Origin of the sequence: Streptomyces pristinaespiralis, assembly GCF_001278075.1 — a bacterium.
Classification (GTDB): Bacteria; Actinomycetota; Actinomycetes; order Streptomycetales; family Streptomycetaceae; genus Streptomyces; species Streptomyces pristinaespiralis.
In genome coordinates this window covers 6,224,177-6,242,638 of the sequence record NZ_CP011340.1, presented here as the reverse complement: position 1 = coordinate 6,242,638, position 18,462 = coordinate 6,224,177, and the positions used below count along the sequence as shown (strand labels likewise).

Here is an 18,462-nt window from a genome sequence, read left to right as displayed (position 1 = left end):
CTCACGGCCCGCGCCAAGACTGTTCGTCGTGACCCTCTCCCTCCGCCAGGCGGTCTGGCTGTGCGCGGCACTCAGCGTCTGCGCGCTGCTCGCCGTCCCCACCGTCGTCCCGTCGCTGAACGGTGAAGCACGGCTCACCCTCGCCGTGTTCGCAGTCGCCACCTGTGCCTGGATCGCCGCACCCGTGGACGACACCTACGTCGCCCTCGGGGCCGGTCTGGCGCTCACCGCGACCGGCGTCATCAGCGCCGACACCCTCTTCGCCACCCTCGGCGACGAGACGGTCTGGCTGCTGATCTGCGCGTTCGTCCTGGCGGCCGCCGTCGCCAGGACGGGGCTTGCGGGGCGGGCGGCCGCGTTCCTGGTCGGCGGGGCGCGCACCGTACGGCAGTTGGTGCATCTGACGACCGCGGCGCTGGTGGTCACCGCGTTCGCGGTGCCCGCCACGTCCGGCCGGGCCGCGCTGGCCATGCCGGTGTTCCTCGCCCTCGCCAAGGCGCTCGTCGACCGGCGGCGGCTGGTGGTGATGCTGGCGTTGCTGTTCCCGACGGTGGTCCTGCTGTCCGCCGTCGCGACCCTGATCGGCGCGGGCGCGCATCTGATCACGGTGAGCGTGCTGTGGGAGCAGACAGGTGAGCGGCTCGGCTTCGTCGAATGGCTGCTGCTGGGACTGCCGTTGGCGGTGGTCTCCTCGCATCTGGCGGCGGAGACCGTGCTGTTGACCACGACCTCGCGGGCGGAGCGCCGGGGGCCCGTCAGGATCACCCCCGCGCTGCTCCAGGAGCACTCCCCCACCGCGGTGACGGGTCCGCTGACCACCGCGGAGACCCGGTGCCTGCTGTTGCTGGGCACGGTGGTGGCGCTGTGGTGCAGCGAGCCGCTGCACGGGGTGCCGCCGGCGGTGGTCGCCCTGATCGGCGCGGTGGTGGCGGCGTCGCCGGCGCTCGGGACCGTACGGCTGAAGGACGGGCTGCGGACGGTGCCCTGGCCGTTGCTGCTGTTCATGGCCGCGACGACCGCGATGGGGGTGGCGCTGGCCGAGTCCGGCGCGGCCGGGTGGCTGGTGGGCGGGCTGCCCGGCGACCTGCCGGCGTGGCTGTTCCTCACCGTGATCGTGGTGGTCAGTACCGCGGCGCACCTGGTGCTCCAGTCGCGTTCCGCCCGCTCGTCCGTGCTCGTACCTCTGGTGGTGGCCGCCGCCGTCGCCGCCGGGGTCAACCCGGTCGCCGCGGCCCTGGCGTCCACCGCGGCGGCGGGGTTCTGCCACACGCTGCCCGCCTCCGCCAAGCCGGTCACCCTCTTCGCCGACCCGCCGGACGGTGTGCCCACCTTCACCCCGCGCGATCTGCTGCGGCTGTCCGGGCTCCTCGCTCCGCTCAGCGCCGCCGTCGTGCTGCTCTTCGCCCTCACCGTCTGGCCGCTGCTCGGCGTGCCCGTCCTTCTGGAGACCCAGCCATGAGCCGTACCCCTTTCCGTATCGCCGTCGCACCCACCGGTTTCAAGGAGTCCCTGACGGCCCGGGAGGCCGCGGAGGCGATCGCGGAGGGGCTGCGCAGGGTGGCGCCCGACGCCGAGATCGACCTCGTTCCGCTGGTCGACGGCGGCGAGGGCACGGCGGAGGCACTGGCGGCGGCGACCGGCGGCCGGCTGGTGCCCCGCCCGGCCACGGGCCCGCTCGGCATTCCCGTGCCGGCCCACTTCGCCGTGCTCGGCGACGGCACGGCGGTGGTCGAGATGGCTGCCGTCGCCGGACTGGCCCTGGTGCCGCCGGACCGCCGGGACCCGGGCGCCACGACCACCTACGGCGTGGGGGAGCTGATCCGGGCCGCGCTGGACACCGGTGCCCGGCGGATCCTGGTCGGCTGCGGCGATTCGGGCACCTCCGACGGCGGGGCGGGCGCGCTCCAGGCCCTCGGCGTCCGGCTCCTGGACGCCGAAGGCCACGAACTGCGACCGGGCGGCCGCGAGTTGGCGCGTCTCGCGCGGATCGACGGCGCCGGCCTCGACCCGCGCGTCGGCGCGGCCGAGATCCTGGTGGCCTGCAACCCGTACAACGTGCTGTGCGGCGAGCACGGCGTGGCCAGGGTCTTCGGCCCCCAGAAGGGCGCGACCTCGGCGCAGGTCGAGGAGCTCTCTGCCGCGCTGGAGCACTGGGCCGGGCACCTCACCGCCGCCCTGCCGGCCGCCGTCGACCTGCGGACCGCCCCCGGCACGGGCGCCTCGGGCGGGCTCGGCGCGGGGCTGGCCGCGCTCGGCGCCCGGCTGCTGCCCCGCTTCGACGTGCTGCTGGACCATGTCGATCTGGACGCCAGGCTGGCCCGCGCCGACCTGGTGATCACAGCGGAGGGGGCGCTCGACAACCAGACCGTGCGCGGGAAGATCCCGGCCGAGGTGGCACACCGGGCCCGGGCCGCCGGGGTGCCGGTGCTGGCTCTCGCCGGGACGCTCGGCCACGGCGTCCACGAGGTCCGCGCCGCGGGCGTGGACGCCTACGGATCGATCGTGCCGGCGCCCGTTGCGCTGCCGGAAGCGCTGGACCGCGCCGGTGAGTTCCTCGCCGACGCGGCCGAACGCGCACTGCGGATGGTGCTGCTGGGGACCCGGCTCGCGGCGTGAGTCAGCCGCGGTCGGGCACGCAACGCCCGTCCTCGGTGCGGTACTTCCACTGCGCACCGTCGCGGACGAGCTCCTTGACCGCCCGCACGAACCGCTCCACGTGCTCGTCGGGGGTGCCCGCGCCGAAGCTGACCCGGATCGCGTTGAGCGACTTCTCCCCCGGTCCGGCCTCCGGGGCGCCGCACTCGCCGACGTCCTGCGGGTCGCTGCCCAGCAGGGTGCGCACCAGCGGGTGGGCGCAGAACAGTCCGTCCCGTACACCGATTCCGTACTCGGCGGACAGCGCCGCGGCGAAGTGCGAGCTGTTCCAGCCGTCCACCACGAAGGACAGCACGCCGACCCGCGGGGCATCGTCGCCGAACAGCGAGAGCAGCCGGACCTCCGGCACCTCGGCGAGTCCTTCGCGGACCTTGGCGATCAGATGCCGCTCACGGGCGACCAGCCGGTCGAAGCCGGCCTCGGTGAGCGCCTTGCAGGCGGCGGCGATGGAGTAGACGCCGATCACGTTGGGCGAGCCGGCCTCGTGCCGGGCGGCGGTGGTGTGCCACTCGACCTCCACACCGCCGTCCGCGCGCCGTGCGACGGTGCGCGAGGCGCCGCCGCCCGCGAGGTAGGGCTCGGCCTCGCGGAGCCAGTCCGCCCGGCCGGCGAGCACACCGGAGCCGAACGGGGCGTAGAGCTTGTGCCCGGAGAAGGCCACCCAGTCGACGTCCAGTTCCTCGACGGACAGCGGGTGGTGGGGGGTGAGCTGGGCGGCGTCGAGCACGATCCGGGCGCCGTGCGCGTGGGCCGCCGCGGCGAGTTCCCGCACCGGCCACACCTCACCGGTCACGTTGGACGCACCCGTCACGCAGACCAGCGCCGGGCCGTAAGGGTCGCGCCCGGCGAGCGCGTGCTCCAGCGTCCGTACCGCCTCACCGGGCGTGCGGGGCGCGTCCAGGTACGTCACCCGGGCGTTCCTCCACGGCAGCAGCGAGGCGTGGTGCTCGGTCTCGAAGACGAACACCTCGCAGCCGGCGGGCAGCGCGGCCGCCAGCAGGTTCAGCGAATCGGTCGTGGACCGGGTGAAGACCACCTGGTCGCCGTCGCGGCAGCCGAGGAACCCGTGCACCACGGCCCGGCTGTTCTCGAACAGGTCGGTGGACAGCTGCGACAGGTACCCGGCGCCCCGGTGGACGCTGCCGTAGTACGGGGCGTACGCGGCCACGTCGTCCCACACCCGCTGCAGCGCCGGGGCGCTCGCCGCGTAGTCGAGGGCGGCGTAGGTGACTTCGCCGCCGGTCACGAGCGGGACCGTGACGTCCCGGCCGAGGACCGGCAGCGGGGCACAGAGGGACGGGTCGGCGGCGTCGGCGGCAGCGGTCCCGGCGGCGTTCGGGTACACGGACATGGCGGTATCTCCCAGCTGGGGGTACCCCCACCGAAGGCAGGGGGAGAAAGGCGAATCGGCTTCAGAACCCGGATACGGGATCGCCTCGACACACGGCGACGCCGTGCGGAGGGTGGTGAAGAAGGGGCGGAGACGCCCTATCGCATTCGCTTGCTCACGAGACTGCTCCCTTGAGGACCAGGACCCCAGGGACGCGGCGATCGATGACGCCGCGGGGGTCCGCGCTTGCCACAGACCTTGCTGTCTGCGGCCTGGTCTTCACCCGGGGCACCCCGCCACGGACGGAGGGTTGCCGGACAGCGAGCCGGGGCCGTAATCGCTGTCACTCATGACCTTGGCCAGCATCCTGCCACACGTGGCGGGGGACGCAAGGGCGCGGTCCACCATCCGGACCGCGCCCCGGGCCGTGCTACGCGTTGCTGGCCTTGACCCAGCGCTCCAGCGCCGCCTTCGCCGCGCCGGAGTCGATCGACCGGGCAGCCCGTGCCACTCCGGCCGCCAGCTGCTCGTTCAGCGTGCCGTCGGTCGGCTCGAGGGCCGCCAGCGCCGCCGCCGAGTTGAGCAGTACGGCGTCCCGTACGGGCCCGGTCTCGCCGCCCAGCAGCCGGCGTGCCACGTCGGCGTTGTACGACGCGTCCGCGCCCCGCAGCGCCTCGACCGGGACCAGCTCGATGCCGATGTCCCGCGGATCGAAGGTCTCCTCGCGCACGGCGCCGTCCCGCACCACCCAGACGTGGGAGGTGGAGGTGGTCGTCAGCTCGTCGAGACCGTCGTCGCCGCGGAAGACAAGGGCGGACGAGCCCCGTTCGGCCAGTACGCCGGCCATGATCGGCGCCATCCGGGCGTCGGCGACGCCGGTCGCCTGCGCGGTCACCTTCGCCGGGTTGGTGAGCGGGCCGAGGAAGTTGAAGACGGTCCGGATGCCCAGTTCCTTGCGCGCCATGGCCACGTGCCGCAGCGCCGGGTGGAACTTCACGGCGAAGCAGAAGGTGATGCCCGCCTCGGCCGCGACCTCCGCCACCCGCTGCGGGGTCAGCTCCAGATTGACCCCGAGCTTCTCCAGGACGTCCGAGGCGCCGCTCGCGGAGGAGGCCGCGCGGTTGCCGTGCTTGACCACCTTCGCGCCCGTACCGGCGACGACGATCGCGGACATGGTGGAGATGTTGACGGTCTTGGCGCCGTCGCCGCCGGTGCCGACGATGTCGACGCCCCCTCCGGGCACGTCGATCAGATTGGCGTGGCGGTACATCGTCCGCACCAGACCGGTGATCTCCTCCACCGTCTCGCCCTTCGCGCGCAGGGCGACCGCGAAGCCGGCGATCTGCGCGTCGGTGGCCTCGCCGCTGAGGATCCGGTCCATGGCCCACGCCGTCGCGTCCGCGCTCTGGTCGCGGTTCTCGAGGAGGGCGTTCAGCACGCTCGGCCAGGAGTGGGCCGCCACGCTGTCGCCGCCTACTGGGGTCACAACGTTCATGGTCCGCTCCAGGGTCCACAAGCCGACAGGGGTGGATACCACCCTATCCAGCCCCGGGCACGGCGAAGGGCCCCGTCCATCGAGTGGACGGGGCCCTCCGCTGTGGCGACGTGTGGGTCAGGTGATCAGTGGTGGCCGTGGCCGCTCGTGATCTCCTTGTACTCCTCCGCGGTGGCCTTGTCGATCTGGTTGTGCTCACCGTAGTAGCTCTTGCTGAGCCTGGCGCGCAGCTTCTCGGTGCGCTTCACCTTGCGGCGGACACCGTTCTCGTCGACGTCCGGGCCGATCTCCGCGGGCTTGTACTGCTCGTGCGCGGTCAGCTTGTACAGGTCGCCCTGTGCCAGCGGCTCGTGCACCTCGACGAACTCACCGTGCGGCAGGCGCTTGATGATGCCGGACTCGCGTCCGTGCAGCACCTTGTCCTTGTCGCGCCGCTGCAGACCCAGGCAGATCCGCTTGGTGATGATGAACGCGAGGACCGGTCCGACGAAGTACGTGATGCGGACGAACCAGGTGATCGCGTTGATCGACAGGTGGAAGTGCGTCGCGAAGATGTCGTTTCCACCACCGAGCAGCATGATCACGTAGCCGGTGACCCAGGCGACGCCCAGCGCGGTACGCGTCGGAGCGTTCCGCGGACGGTCCAGGATGTGGTGCTCACGCTTGTCGCCGGTGATCCACGACTCGATGAACGGATAGACCGCCAGCGCCGCGAGGACCACACCGAAGAGCATCAGCGGGATGAACACGCCCAGGACGAGCGTGTGGCCCCACAGGTTGATCTCCCAGCCCGGCATCACGCGGACGAGACCCTCGGCGAAGCCCATGTACCAGTCGGGCTGGGCGCCGGTGGACACATGGTCCGGACGGTACGGACCAAGGGCCCACACCGGGTTGATCGTGAACATGCCGGCGATCAACGCGATGACACCGAAGACCAGGAAGAAGAAGCCTCCGGCCTTGGCCATGTACACCGGCAGCAGCGGCATGCCGACGACGTTCTTGTTCGTGCGGCCGGGGCCCGCGAACTGCGTGTGCTTGTGGTAGAAGACCAGGATCAGGTGGGCCACCACGAGACCGAGCATGATGCCCGGCAGCAGCAGGATGTGGATCGAGTAGAACCGCGCCACCATGTCGTGGCCCGGGAACTCCCCGCCGAACAGGAACATCGAGATGTAGGTGCCGACGATCGGCATCGACAGGATCGCGCCCTGGGTGAAGCGGACACCGGTGCCGGAGAGCAGGTCGTCCGGGAGCGAGTAACCGGTGAAACCGGTGAACATGCCGAGGACGAACAGCAGGAAGCCGAACAGCCAGTTGATCTCACGCGGCTTGCGGAAGGCGCCCGTGAAGAACACCCGCATCATGTGCACGAACATGGCGGCCAGGAAGATCAGCGCAGCCCAGTGGTGGATCTGCCGGATCAGCAGACCACCGCGGACGTCGAAGCTGATGTCCAGGGTCGAGGCGTACGCCTCGGTCATCCGGATGCCCTGCATCGGCACGTACGAGCCGTGGTACTCGATCTCGTTCATGCTCGGGTGGAAGAACAGCGTCAGGTACACACCCGTGAGGATGATGATGATGAAGCTGTAGAGGGCGATCTCACCGAGCATGAAGGACCAGTGGTCCGGGAAGATCTTCCGCATGTTGGCCTTGGCCAACGAGTAGATCCCGAGCCTGCCGTCCGCCCAGTCGGCCACCCGCTCGCCGGCGGGCGCCTTCTTCTTCGTATCCGTTGCAGTGCTCATCCGCGCTCCCAGAAGGCAGGACCGACGGGCTCTTCGAAGTCGCCGAGCGCCTCGAGGTTGCCCTCGGCGTTCACACCGATCCGCAGCTGCGGAAGCGGGTGACCGGCCGGACCGAAGATGACGCGGGCGCCGTCGGAGAGGTCGAAGGTGGACTGGTGGCACGGGCAGAGGACGTGGTGCGTCTGCTGCTCGTACAGGCTGATCGGGCAACCGACGTGCGTGCAGATCTTCGAGTAGGCCACGATGCCCTCGTGGGACCACTCGAGCTCACGCTTGTCCTTGATGTCCTCCGGCTGGAGCCGGACGATCATCACGGCCGCCTTGGCGATCTCGGTGTTGAAGTTGTGGTCGCTCTCCTTCAGGCCCTCGGGCATGACGAAGGTCAGCGAACCCACCGACACGTCCTCGGGACGCAGCGGCTCGTTGGTGTTCATGTTGATGAGCTGCTTGCCCTTGGCCCACAGCGTCTTGCGGAGCTTGTCCTCGGGCAGCGGGCCGAGCTCGCGCAGCAGGACCACACCGGAGAGCGGCACCATGGCCAGCGCGCCGAACATGGTGTTGCGGATCAGCTTGCGCCGTCCGATCGCGGACTCCCTGGCACCGTCCGCGAAGTCGGCCAGGACCTTGGCCTTGACCTCGGGCTCGGCCTCGATCGCGTGCCGGTCGTCGGCGACCTCCACGTCGGACATCAGGGTGCGCGCCCAGTGGACGGCGCCCGCGCCGATGCAGAAGAGCGCGAGGCCCAGCGTCACACCCAGCGAGAAGTTCAACGCGCTGATGTGTCCGAGCGGCCAGATGAAGACGATCTTGTCGACCGGGAAGATCACGAAGGCGGCGATGAAGCCGATCGTGGCCAGCATCGACAGCGTGAACATGAAGGCGACGGCGCGCTCGGAGCGCTTGGCGGCCCGCTCGTCGATGTCCTGGATGCGCGGCCTGTGGGCCGGCAGTCCCGGATCGGCGAAGGGATCGTCGTGGCGCTGTGCGACGGCGGTGGTGCCACCGTGAGCCGCGTCGTGCGCGGCGCCCTGCTCTGCGGGCAGGTTCTCTTCTGGAATGTCTTGGCTACTCATGACTTCTTGGCCTTAGCGGTGTGGGCCGCGACCCAGATGGCAACAGCGATCAGCGAACCGAGACCGAAGATCCAGCCGAACAGGCCCTCACTGACGGGGCCCAGGCCACCCAGCGCGAAGCCGCCGGGCGTCGGCGTCTCTTCGCCGTTCACGGTCTTGACGTACGCGATGATGTCCCGCTTCTGCTGCTCGGGCATCGTGGTGTCGGGGAAGGAGGGCATGTTCTGCGGGCCGGTCTGCATGGCCTCGTAGAGGTGCTTGGGGCTGACCCCCTCCAGACTCGGGGCGTACTTGCCCTCGGTCAGCGCGCCGCCCTCACCGGTGAAGTTGTGGCACTGGGCGCAGTTGTTGCGGAACAGCTCGCCACCCTTGGCGATGTCCGCGCCCTCCGGGCTGTACTGCTTCTCGGTCGGCGTGATCGGACCTGCGCCCAGGGAGGCGACGTAGGCCGCGAGCTGGTCGATCTCGGCCTGCGTGTAGATGTTCCTCTTCTCCGGCACCTGCGCGCCGGGCTGCTGGGCGGGCATGCGCCCCGTGCCGACCTGGAAGTCGACGGAGGCTGAGCCCACACCGACCAGGGACGGGCCGTCTGAGGTGCCCTGACCGCCGGTTCCGTGGCAGCTTGCGCAGCCGACGGTGTAGAGCTTCTGCCCCTCCTTGATGGCGAGGGACTGGGCGGTTGTGTCGGCCTGCGCCTTGTCCGCGGGTGCGAACGCGGCGTACAGCCCCCCAGTGGCCGCCAGCGCGAGGAGTAGGACGACGACCGCCGCCAGCGGATGGCGTCGTCGTGCGGAGAGCTTTTTCACGGATTACCCCGGTGTCAGGATCTTCTGCGTCGATGCTTCTGGACTGTGTCTGCTTCAGGCGGTGTCCGCTCGGGGACGAACCGCCCGCGCCGATTACTTGATCATGTAGATCGTGGCGAAGAGGCCGATCCAGACGACATCGACGAAGTGCCAGTAGTAGGACACGACGATGGCGGCGGTTGCCTGCTCGTGGGTGAATCTCCTGGCCGCGTAGGTCCTTCCCAGGACCAGCAGGAAGGCGATGAGACCGCCCGTCACGTGCAGGCCGTGGAAACCGGTGGTCAGGTAGAACACCGAGCCGTACGGGTCGGACGAGAGGGAGAGCCCCTCGTGCTTGACCAGCTCGGTGTACTCGAACACCTGACCGCCGATGAAGATGGCACCCATCACGAATGTGATCACGAACCAGGTGCGGAGCTTCTTCACGTCGCCCCGCTCGGCGGCGAACACGCCGAGCTGGCAGGTGAGTGAGGAGAGCACCAGGATCGTGGTGTTGGTCGCCGAGAACGGGAAGTTCAGCGCATCGGCTTTCTCTGCCCAGAACTCGGCACCCGTCACCGATCGCAGGGTGAAGTACATCGCGAAGAGGGCCGCGAAGAACATCAGCTCGGAACTCAGCCAGATGATGGTTCCGACGCTGGTGAGGTTCGGTCGATTGACCGACGGGTGCGCGTGCCCGGTTTCTACTGTCGTTGCTGTCGCCACGACCGACATTATGTCGGTCGCTTATCCCGCCCTCACTCCGGGGGGTGCCGTTCGGAGTGTTCCCACTCCCCGCGGGGCCTTCCCAGGGAGCCGAACGGCCCACTGAAGCCGTGTCCGAACCGGTGTTGACAGGCAGTGGGACGGAGTAGCATCCGGCGCAACAAGCCTGATCGAACGAGTGCGGAGGAACCATGCAGTCGAGCGCCACGGTCCTGGTCTACAGCGACGACTCCAACACCCGCGAGCAGGTCAGGCTGGCGGCGGGGCGCAGGCCCGCGCCCGATGTTCCGCCGGTGCGGTTCCTGGAGTGCGCGACCCTGCCCGCAGTCCTCAAGGCCCTCGACGAGGGCGGGATCGACGTCTGCGTCCTGGACGGCGAGACGGTTCCCGCGGGCGGTATGGGCGTGTGCCGGCAGATCAAGGACGAGATCTTCGAGTGTCCGCCGGTGCTGCTGCTGATCGGCCGCCCGCAGGACGCCTGGCTGGCCACCTGGAGCCGCGCGGAGGCCGCGGTGACGCTGCCGGTGGACCCGGTGGAGTTCGCCGCCTCACTGGCGGCGCTGCTGCGCAGCCGGCTCTCCATCGAGGCCTGACACGGCGAGGGGCCGGGCCGCAGATGCGGGTCAGACCCGGGGACGCAGCCGGGCGGACACCTCGGTGACGTTGCCGGCCGCCGCGTCGGAGCCGGCGACCAGGGCGCTGCCCTGACGCCACTTGTCCCAGGACAGGTTCCAGTCCCCGAAGCCGTTGCCGAACGTGTCCATCATGTCGCCGTAGCTGTTGACGACCTTGACGATGTCACCCTCCCGAACGGTCTTGTAGAACCATTCGGCGTTCTCCATGGACATCCCGGTGCAGCCGTGGCTCACGTTCGCCGAGCCCTGCGAGCCGACCGACCAGGGCGCGGCGTGGACGTACTCGCCGCTCCAGGTGACCCGGGTCGCGTAGTAGACGGGCAGGTCGTAGGACTCGGAGCTGCCCTCGGCGATGCCGATGCTGGTGCTGCGCATCCGTACGAAGTACTCCTTGCCCAGCACAACCTTGATGCCGTTGCGCGTGTCGAAGCCGGGCTTGCCGGTGGTGACCGGCATGGTCTTGATCACTTCTCCGTTGCGCATCACCGTCATGGTGTGCGACCCGGCGTCGGTGACGGCTTCGAGGCGGTCGCCGATGGTGATCTTCAGCGGCTTGGAGCGGCCGCCGTAGAGCTTGCCGGCGACCTTGACGCCCTGGAGGTTGCTCGTGGCGTTCACGACCGCCCCGGCGGGCCAGTAGTCCTTCGGGCGGTAGTGCAGGGTCTTGTCGTCGACCCAGTGCCAGGAACCCTCCACCGCGGGCTTCGAGGTGACCTTCAGGGCGCGTTCGACGACCGCCCGGCCCCTGCCGTCGCCCACGGCGAGGCTGAGCTTGGCCGTGATGGGCTGCCCCACGCCGTACGTGCCGGCCTTGGGGCCGAACTCGGCGGTGAGGGAGCTCTTGGCGGGAGCCGTCTCGAAGAGCATGGTGCGCAGCCCCGGAGCGCCCTCGTCGTCCTCCGTGGAGACCCGGACGGTGTACTTCGCGCCGGCCGCGAGGGGGGCGGTGGAGCGCCAGCGGACGCCGTCCGCGGCGAGTTCGCCTGCGACGTAGTGGCCCGCTTCGTCCATGACGGTGACGTCGGTGATCCGGCCGCCGTCGCCCTTGGAGGTGACCTCCAGCGGCTTGTCGGGGTCCACCTTGGAGTCGGACCCGGCGTTGAAGCTCACCTGCCGCGCTGCGTCGTACGGCGCGGCGGACAGCGGGTGTCCGTCCGGTCCGCCGCACGCGGTCGCGACCACACCGAGGGAGACGACCAGCGCGATGCAGCTGACGGCACGGATACGAGGCGTGTGGTTCATGAGCACACGGTATGAAGAATCGTCAGTCGCGGCGCGCCGGATGACTCCGAACGAGTGGGCCCGGATCACCTCACTGGAGTGAGGTGATCCGGGCCCGTCCCGTGTCGCTCAGGGGTTGTTACTGGTTCTGGCTCTCACCGCGGTAGTACTCGAACACCCAGCCGAAGAGACCGACCAGGATCACTGGCAGGGAGAAGTACAGCAGCCACCAGCCGAGCGCCACGCCGAGGAAGGCGAGCGCGCCACCGATGCCCAGCGCGAGCGGCTGCCAGCTGTGCGGGGAGAAGAACCCCACCTCGCCGGCCTCGTCGGCCACGTCGGCTTCCTTGTTGTCCTGGGCCATGGCGTCCACGCGCCTGGCCGTGAAGGCCAGGTAGTAGCCGATCATGACGCTCAGGCCGAAGGCCAGGAAGAGCGCGGTGGTGCCGGCAGGCTCCTTCGACCAGACGCCGTACAGGATGGCGACGGCCAGGATGAAGACGCTCAGCCAGAGGAACATCTTGCCCTGGATCTTCACTTGCTCTCCTCCTTGCCGACGGCCGCCACCGGGGCACCGTGGCCGCCGTCCTCGAGCTGGTCGAGAGCCGCGATCTCCGGGTGGTGCAGGTCGAACGCGGGCGATTCACTGCGGATGCGCGGCAGGGTGAGGAAGTTGTGCCGCGGCGGCGGGCAGGAGGTCGCCCACTCGAGCGAGCGGCCGTAGCCCCACGGGTCGTCGACCTCGATCTTCTTGCCGTACTTCGCCGTCTTCCAGACGTTGTACATGAAGGGGAGGATCGACAGGCCGAGCAGGAACGACGCGATCGTCGAGATCGTGTTCAGGGCGGTGAAGCCGTCGGCCGCGAGGTAGTCCGCGTACCGGCGGGGCATGCCCTCGGCTCCCAGCCAGTGCTGCACCAGGAAGGTGCCGTGGAAGCCGATGAACAGCGTCCAGAAGGTGATCTTGCCGAGCCGCTCGTCCAGCATCTTGCCCGTGAACTTCGGCCACCAGTAGTGGAATCCGGCGAACATCGCGAAGACCACGGTGCCGAAGACGACGTAGTGGAAGTGCGCGACGACGAAGTACGAGTCGGAGACGTGGAAGTCCAGCGGCGGCGACGCGAGGATGACACCGGTGAGGCCACCGAAGGTGAAGGTGACCAGGAAGCCGATGGTCCACAGCATCGGTGTCTCGAACGACAACGACCCCTTCCACATCGTGCCGATCCAGTTGAAGAACTTCACACCGGTCGGTACCGCGATGAGGAACGTCATGAACGAGAAGAACGGCAACAGCACGCCGCCTGTGACGTACATGTGGTGGGCCCACACCGTCACGGACAGACCGGCGATCGCGATCGTCGCACCGATGAGACCGATGTAACCGAACATCGGCTTACGGGAGAAGACCGGAATGATCTCCGAGACGATGCCGAAGAACGGCAGGGCGATGATGTACACCTCTGGATGGCCGAAGAACCAGAAGAGGTGCTGCCACAGCAACGCGCCGCCGTTGGAGGCGTCGAAGATGTGGGCGCCGAACTTGCGGTCCGCCTCCAGGGCGAACAGCGCGGCCGCCAGGACCGGGAAGGCGAGCAGGACCAGCACACCGGTCAGCAGCACGTTCCAGGTGAAGATCGGCATCCGGAACATCGTCATGCCGGGAGCGCGCATGCAGATGATCGTGGTGATGAAGTTGACCGAGCCGAGGATCGTGCCGAAGCCGGAGAAGGCCAGACCCATGATCCACATGTCGGCGCCGACACCCGGCGAACGGACCGCGTCCGACAGCGGGGAGTAGGCGAACCAGCCGAAGTCGGCCGCACCCTGCGGGGTGAGGAAGCCGGCGACCGCGATCAGCGAGCCGAAGAGGTACAGCCAGTACGCGAACATGTTCAGACGCGGGAAGGCCACGTCCGGCGCGCCGATCTGCAGCGGCATGATCCAGTTCGCGAAACCGGCGAACAGCGGCGTCGCGAACATCAGCAGCATGATCGTGCCGTGCATCGTGAACGCCTGGTTGAACTGCTCGTTCGACATGATCTGCGTGCCCGGCCGGGCCAGCTCGGCGCGCATGAAGAGCGCCATCAGGCCACCGATGCAGAAGAACACGAACGAGGTGACGAGGTAGAGCGTGCCGATCGTCTTGTGGTCGGTGGTCGTCAGCCACTTCACGACGACGTTGCCGGGCTGCTTGCGCCGTACCGGCAGCTCGTTCTCGTACGAGTCTTCGTCCGCCACGGCGGCACCCTGGGATTCGTTGAGGATGCTCACAGTTGGTTCTTCTCCGCATTCCTGGCCGGGTCCGTCTGCTCGATGCCAGACGGGATGAAGCCGGTCTGCCCCTTCTCGGCAAGCTCCTTCAGATGCTGCTGGTAGCGCTCCGGGGAGACGACCTTGACGTTGAAGAGCATCCGCGAATGGTCGACGCCGCAGAGTTCGGCGCACTTGCCCATGAAGGTGCCCTCACGGTTGGGGGTCACCTCGAAGACATTGGTGTGGCCGGGGATGACGTCCTGCTTCATGAGGAAGGGGACCACCCAGAAGGAGTGGATGACGTCACGCGAGGTCAGGACGAACCGGACCTTCTCGCCCTTGGGCAGCCACAGCGTGGGGCCCGGGTTGCCGTTCTGCGGGTTCCGGGTGCCGGGAATACCGGCGTCGTAGACGCCCTCCGCACCCGCCGGGAAGTCATTGGTGTACTTGTCCGGGATCGCCTTCAGTTCCTTGTCCGCGGCCGCGTCCCCGGTGGCCGGGTCCCCGTCCACGTCCTCGAGGTAGTTGAAGCCCCAGCTCCACTGGTAGCCGACCACGTTGATGGTGTGGGCGGGCTTGTCGGAGAGCTCGAGGAGCTTCGACTCGTCACGCGCGGTGAAGTAGAAGAAGACCGACACGATGATGATCGGAACCACGGTGTACAGCGCCTCTATGGGCATGTTGTACCGGGTCTGCGGAGGGATCTCCACCTTGGTGCGGCTGCGCCGGTGGAAGAACACGCTCCACAGGATCAGGCCCCACACCAGCACGCCCGTGGCGAGCGCAGCCGCCCACGAGCCCTGCCAGAGGGAGAGGATCCGCGGCGCCTCCTCCGTGACGGGGGTGGGCATTCCAAGGCGGGGAAAATCCTCCCAGTTGTATGAGCAACCGGAGGCGGTAGCCAGGATCAGGCCCGCAGTCAGCACCTGCGGCAGCTTCCGCCGCATCGGGCGCCGCGACGAGCGGTCGGAGCCGTTGGGACTCACGTAGCGCCTTCCCGAGAGTCTCGGCCCGCGCGGCCGGGCTGCGGCCGTCTCGCTGGTCGGTCGCCGGCCCTGACGCGGGCAGGGGTTTGGATGTTTATGCGGACCAAACCCTACTGGACGCTATTTGGGGTCGCGCGGGGAGGGTGCCCAACGCGCCGTCCGACACCCCGAAGGGGTGGCTGCTCCCTTCGGGGGAGGTGCGGAGCGCCCCGGGATGCCCGATTCCGGCAGGCAACTGACGCCCTGTGTACTGGCCGGGGTTAGCGTGATGACGTGCCCTATTTCGACGCCGCCTCCGCCGCTCCGCTGCATCCCGTCGCCCGCCGGGCTCTGCAGGCCTCCCTCGACGAGGGCTGGGCCGACCCCGCCCGGCTGTACCGCGAGGGCCGCCGTGCCCGGCTGCTCCTCGATGCTGCCAGGGAGGCCGCGGCGGACGCCGTCGGCTGCCGCCCCGACGAACTCGTGTTCACTCCTTCGGGGACGCATGCCGTCCACGCCGGCGTCTCCGGGGCCCTCGCGGGGCGTCGGCGTGTCGGCCGGCGGCTCGTCGTCTCCGCCGTCGAACACTCCGCCGTGCTCCACGCGGCAGAGGCGTGGGAGGCCGCCGGCGGCTCGGTGACGGAGGTCGGCGTCGACCGGCACGGAGCCGTCGCACCGGAGGCGTACACCGCCGAACTCGGCGGGACCACCGCCCTGGCCTGCCTGCAGTCCGCCAACCACGAGGTCGGCACCGAGCAGCCCGTGCGGGAAGTGGCCGAGGCGTGCCGGTCCCTGGGCGTGCCGCTCCTGGTGGACGCGGCGCAGTCGCTCGCCTGGGGGCCCGTGGAAGGGGACTGGTCGCTGCTCACCGCGAGCGCCCACAAATGGGGCGGCCCGTCGGGGGTCGGCCTGCTCGCCGTGCGCAAGGGCGTCCGCTTCGCCCGGCAAGGCCCCGCCGACGAGCGGGAGTCGGGCCGTTCCGCCGGCTTCCAGAACATCCCCGCGATCGTGGCGGCGGCCGCCTCGCTCCGGGCCGTCCGCGCCGAGGCCGCGACGGAGGCGGCCCGGCTGCGGGCCCTGGTGGACCGGATCCGCGCGCGGGTGCCGGAGCTGGTGCCCGACGTGGAGGTGGTCGGCGATCCGGTGCGGCGACTGCCGCACGTGGTGACCTTCTCCTGTCTCTATGTCGACGGGGAGACCCTGCTGCACGAACTGGACCGGGCCGGCTTCTCCGTCTCCTCCGGCTCGTCCTGCACGAGCAGCACGCTGATCCCGAGCCATGTGCTGAAGGCGATGGGCGTCCTGTCGGAGGGCAACGTACGTGTGTCGCTGCCGCCGTTCGACACCTCGGAGAAGGACGTGGACCGCTTCCTTGCGGTGCTGCCGGGGCTGGTGGCGGGGGTACGGGAGCGGTTCGGCGCGCCGGCGTCCGCAGCCGAGGCCGAGGGGGCCGCGGCGCGGGCGGAGGCGTCCGGGGCGCCGGAGGCGTCCGCGTCCTCGGACGCTTCGGATGCGGCCGGGTCGCTGGTGCTGGACACCCTCGGGCGGCGGTGCCCGATCCCCGTGATCGAACTGGCGAAGGTCATCGGCGAGGTGCCGGTCGGTAACACGGTGACGGTGCTCTCCGACGACGAGGCGGCGCGGCTGGACATCCCGGCGTGGTGCGGGATGCGGGGGCAGGAGTACGTGGGGGAACGGGGGGCGGAGGCGGGGGTGGCGTACGTGGTGCGGCGACTGCGCTGACGCCTGCGGCGGGCTGTTCCCCCACCCCGCCCCTTCCCTGAACCGGGCTCCGCGAGGTGTTCGGGGGCTCCTCCCCCTACGCCTGGCGGCGTGGGGGGACCAGCGGGCTCCGGTGGGGGGACCCCCACTGGAGCCACGCGCCTCAATCTCCCCCTACGGCCTGGCGGCCGTGGGAGGTGCCCCCAGCGGGGCTGATTTCGCAGAGCGAAATCAGCCCGCCCGGCGATTGAGGGCACCGCGCGAAGCGCGGGTACGCCGCCCGCAGGGGCGGCACGGGCCCGGGCGGAGCCCGGTTAGAGCCCCGCACGGGGGCGGGCGGAGCCCGGTCAGGGCCCCGCACGGGTCTGGGCGGAGCCCGGTTCAGAGGCCCGCACAGGTCCGGGCGGAATCCGGTCAGGGCCCCGCACGGGCCCGGGCGAAACCCGTCAGAGCCCCGCACGAGGGCGGGCGAAACCCGTCAGAGCCCCGCACAGGGGCGGGCGGAACCCGGTCAGGCCCCGCACGGGCCCGGGCGGAACCCGGTCAGGCCCCGCACGGGCCCGGACGGAACCCGGTCAGAGCCCCGCACGGGCCCGGGCGGAACCCGGTCAGGCCCCGCACGGGCCCGGACGGAACCCGGTCAGGCCCCGCACGGGCCCGGACGGAACCCGGTCAGAGCCCCGCACGGGCCCGGGCGGAGCCCGGTCAGAGCCCCGCACGAGGGCGGGCGGAATCCGGTCAGGCCCCGCACGGGTCTGGGCGGAGCCCGGTCAGAGCCCCACGGCCGCCAGGCCGCAGGAGCGACACGCCCCCGCACGCGGACCGCGTCAGGACAGGTGCTCGCGGACCTCCGTCGCCGCCTCGTCCCCGTACGCCTTCGTGAAGCGCTCCATGAAGTGCGCCCGGCGCAGTGTGTACTCCTGCGTGCCGAGCGTCTCGATCACCAGCGTCGCCAGCATGCAGCCCACCTGCGCCGCTCGCTCCAGGCCGACGCCCCACGAGAGGCCGGAGAGGAAGCCCGCGCGGAACGCGTCGCCGACGCCGGTGGGGTCGACCTTGGCCTCCTCGTCGGGGCAGCCGACCTCGATCGGGTCCTCGCCCGCGGACTCGATGCGGACGCCGCGCGAGCCGAGCGTGGTGACCCGGTGGCCGACCTTGCCGAGGATCTCCTCGTCGGTCCAGCCGGTCTTGGACTCGATGAGGCCCTTCTCGTACTCGTTGGAGAAGAGGTACGCCGCGCCGTCCAGCAGTATCCGGATCTCGTCGCCGTTCATCCGGGCGATCTGCTGCGAGAAGTCCGCGGCGAAGGGGATGCCGCGCGAGCGGCACTCCTCGGTGTGGCGCAGCATCGCCTCGGGGTCGTCCGCGCCGATCAGGACGAGGTCGAGGCCGCCCACGCGGTCCGCGACCGACTGGAGTTCGATCTGGCGGGCCTCGCTCATCGCCCCGGTGTAGAAGGAGCCGATCTGGTTGTGGTCGGCGTCGGTGGTGCACACGAAGCGGGCGGTGTGCAGGACCTCCGAGATGCGGACGGACGCCGTGTCCACGCCGTGGCGGTCGAGCCAGGCGCGGTACTCGTCGAAGTCCGAGCCCGCCGCGCCGACGAGGATCGGGCCGGTGCCGAGCTGACCCATGCCGAAGCAGATGTTCGCCCCGACACCGCCCCTGCGTACGTCGAGCGTGTCGACGAGGAAGGAGAGGGAGACCGTGTGCAGCTGGTCCGCGACCAACTGGTCGGCGAAGCGGCCGGGGAAGGTCATGAGATGGTCGGTGGCGATGGAGCCGGTGACTGCGATACGCACGGTGAGGCGCTCCTGAGGCGGGCTGGCAGTGACAGTCCACGCTACC

General features: G+C 70.1%; 15 protein-coding genes and 1 riboswitch. Of the genes, 4 read left to right on the top strand and 11 right to left on the bottom strand.

Annotated features, from left to right (window positions below; translation table 11 throughout):
- Positions 1-28: 28 nt before the first annotated feature.
- Together SPRI_RS26595 and SPRI_RS26590 are read left to right on the top strand one after the other, a co-directional pair.
- Complete coding sequence (locus SPRI_RS26595) at positions 29-1,459, top strand: SLC13 family permease (RefSeq protein ID WP_005318588.1); 1,431 nt, start codon at positions 29-31, stop codon at positions 1,457-1,459.
- Positions 1,456-2,616: a glycerate kinase family protein gene (locus SPRI_RS26590; protein WP_005318586.1), complete on the top strand. Its 1,161-nt coding sequence runs from the start codon at positions 1,456-1,458 to the stop codon at positions 2,614-2,616. The genes SPRI_RS26595 and SPRI_RS26590 overlap by 4 nt, the downstream gene beginning before the upstream one ends.
- Before the next feature lies 1 nt (position 2,617).
- Here SPRI_RS26590 and SPRI_RS26585 read toward each other — a convergent pair whose 3' ends face one another.
- The 6 genes from SPRI_RS26585 to ctaE all read right to left on the bottom strand — a co-directional run bounded on the left by SPRI_RS26585 (position 2,618) and on the right by ctaE (position 9,824).
- Entirely contained in the window at positions 2,618-4,006 is a 1,389-nt protein-coding gene (locus tag SPRI_RS26585) for an aminotransferase class V-fold PLP-dependent enzyme (protein WP_005318584.1), read from the bottom strand.
- A gap of 216 nt (positions 4,007-4,222) precedes the next feature.
- Positions 4,223-4,340, bottom strand: a riboswitch (SAM riboswitch).
- A gap of 75 nt (positions 4,341-4,415) precedes the next feature.
- Positions 4,416-5,480: an anthranilate phosphoribosyltransferase gene (gene trpD, locus SPRI_RS26580; RefSeq protein ID WP_037774896.1), complete on the bottom strand. Its 1,065-nt coding sequence runs from the start codon at positions 5,478-5,480 to the stop codon at positions 4,416-4,418.
- 125 nt (positions 5,481-5,605) lie between these two features.
- The gene (gene qcrB, locus SPRI_RS26575) at positions 5,606-7,231 is read right to left on the bottom strand and encodes a cytochrome bc1 complex cytochrome b subunit (RefSeq protein ID WP_037774893.1); all 1,626 of its coding nucleotides are present in this window, start codon (positions 7,229-7,231) and stop codon (positions 5,606-5,608) included.
- Complete coding sequence (gene qcrA, locus SPRI_RS26570) at positions 7,228-8,304, bottom strand: cytochrome bc1 complex Rieske iron-sulfur subunit (protein ID WP_005318579.1); 1,077 nt, start codon at positions 8,302-8,304, stop codon at positions 7,228-7,230. The genes qcrB and qcrA overlap by 4 nt, the downstream gene beginning before the upstream one ends.
- Positions 8,301-9,110, bottom strand: coding sequence for a cytochrome bc1 complex diheme cytochrome c subunit (gene qcrC / locus SPRI_RS26565; RefSeq protein WP_005318578.1), 810 nt, complete (start codon positions 9,108-9,110; stop codon positions 8,301-8,303). Before qcrC ends, qcrA begins: the two co-directional genes overlap by 4 nt.
- 93 nt (positions 9,111-9,203) lie before the next feature.
- Entirely contained in the window at positions 9,204-9,824 is a 621-nt protein-coding gene (ctaE, locus tag SPRI_RS26560; protein ID WP_005318575.1) for an aa3-type cytochrome oxidase subunit III, read from the bottom strand.
- 182 nt (positions 9,825-10,006) lie between these two features.
- Here ctaE and SPRI_RS26555 point away from each other — a divergent pair, with 182 nt between their 5' ends.
- Positions 10,007-10,408 (top strand): DNA-binding transcriptional response regulator, encoded by a 402-nt coding sequence (locus SPRI_RS26555; protein ID WP_005318573.1) that lies wholly within the window; start codon positions 10,007-10,009, stop codon positions 10,406-10,408.
- Between the two features lie 30 nt (positions 10,409-10,438).
- Here SPRI_RS26555 and SPRI_RS26550 read toward each other — a convergent pair whose 3' ends face one another.
- The 4 genes from SPRI_RS26550 to ctaC form a co-directional block, all read right to left on the bottom strand.
- Positions 10,439-11,692, bottom strand: coding sequence for a L,D-transpeptidase (locus SPRI_RS26550; RefSeq protein WP_037776922.1), 1,254 nt, complete (start codon positions 11,690-11,692; stop codon positions 10,439-10,441).
- 118 nt (positions 11,693-11,810) lie between these two features.
- On the bottom strand, positions 11,811-12,209 hold the full coding sequence (locus SPRI_RS26545) for a cytochrome c oxidase subunit 4 (protein ID WP_005318569.1): 399 nt from the start codon (positions 12,207-12,209) through the stop codon (positions 11,811-11,813).
- On the bottom strand, positions 12,206-13,945 hold the full coding sequence (gene ctaD / locus SPRI_RS26540; RefSeq protein ID WP_005318567.1) for an aa3-type cytochrome oxidase subunit I: 1,740 nt from the start codon (positions 13,943-13,945) through the stop codon (positions 12,206-12,208). The genes SPRI_RS26545 and ctaD overlap by 4 nt, the downstream gene beginning before the upstream one ends.
- On the bottom strand, positions 13,942-14,913 hold the full coding sequence (gene ctaC, locus SPRI_RS26535; protein WP_005318566.1) for an aa3-type cytochrome oxidase subunit II: 972 nt from the start codon (positions 14,911-14,913) through the stop codon (positions 13,942-13,944). Before ctaC ends, ctaD begins: the two co-directional genes overlap by 4 nt.
- Positions 14,914-15,186: 273 nt before the next feature.
- Here ctaC and SPRI_RS26530 point away from each other — a divergent pair, with 273 nt between their 5' ends.
- Positions 15,187-16,635: a cysteine desulfurase/sulfurtransferase TusA family protein gene (locus SPRI_RS26530; RefSeq protein ID WP_053557393.1), complete on the top strand. Its 1,449-nt coding sequence runs from the start codon at positions 15,187-15,189 to the stop codon at positions 16,633-16,635.
- 806 nt (positions 16,636-17,441) lie between these two features.
- Here SPRI_RS26530 and SPRI_RS26525 read toward each other — a convergent pair.
- The gene (locus SPRI_RS26525; protein ID WP_005318562.1) at positions 17,442-18,416 is read right to left on the bottom strand and encodes a carbohydrate kinase family protein; all 975 of its coding nucleotides are present in this window, start codon (positions 18,414-18,416) and stop codon (positions 17,442-17,444) included.
- Between the last annotated feature and the right edge of the window lie 46 nt (positions 18,417-18,462).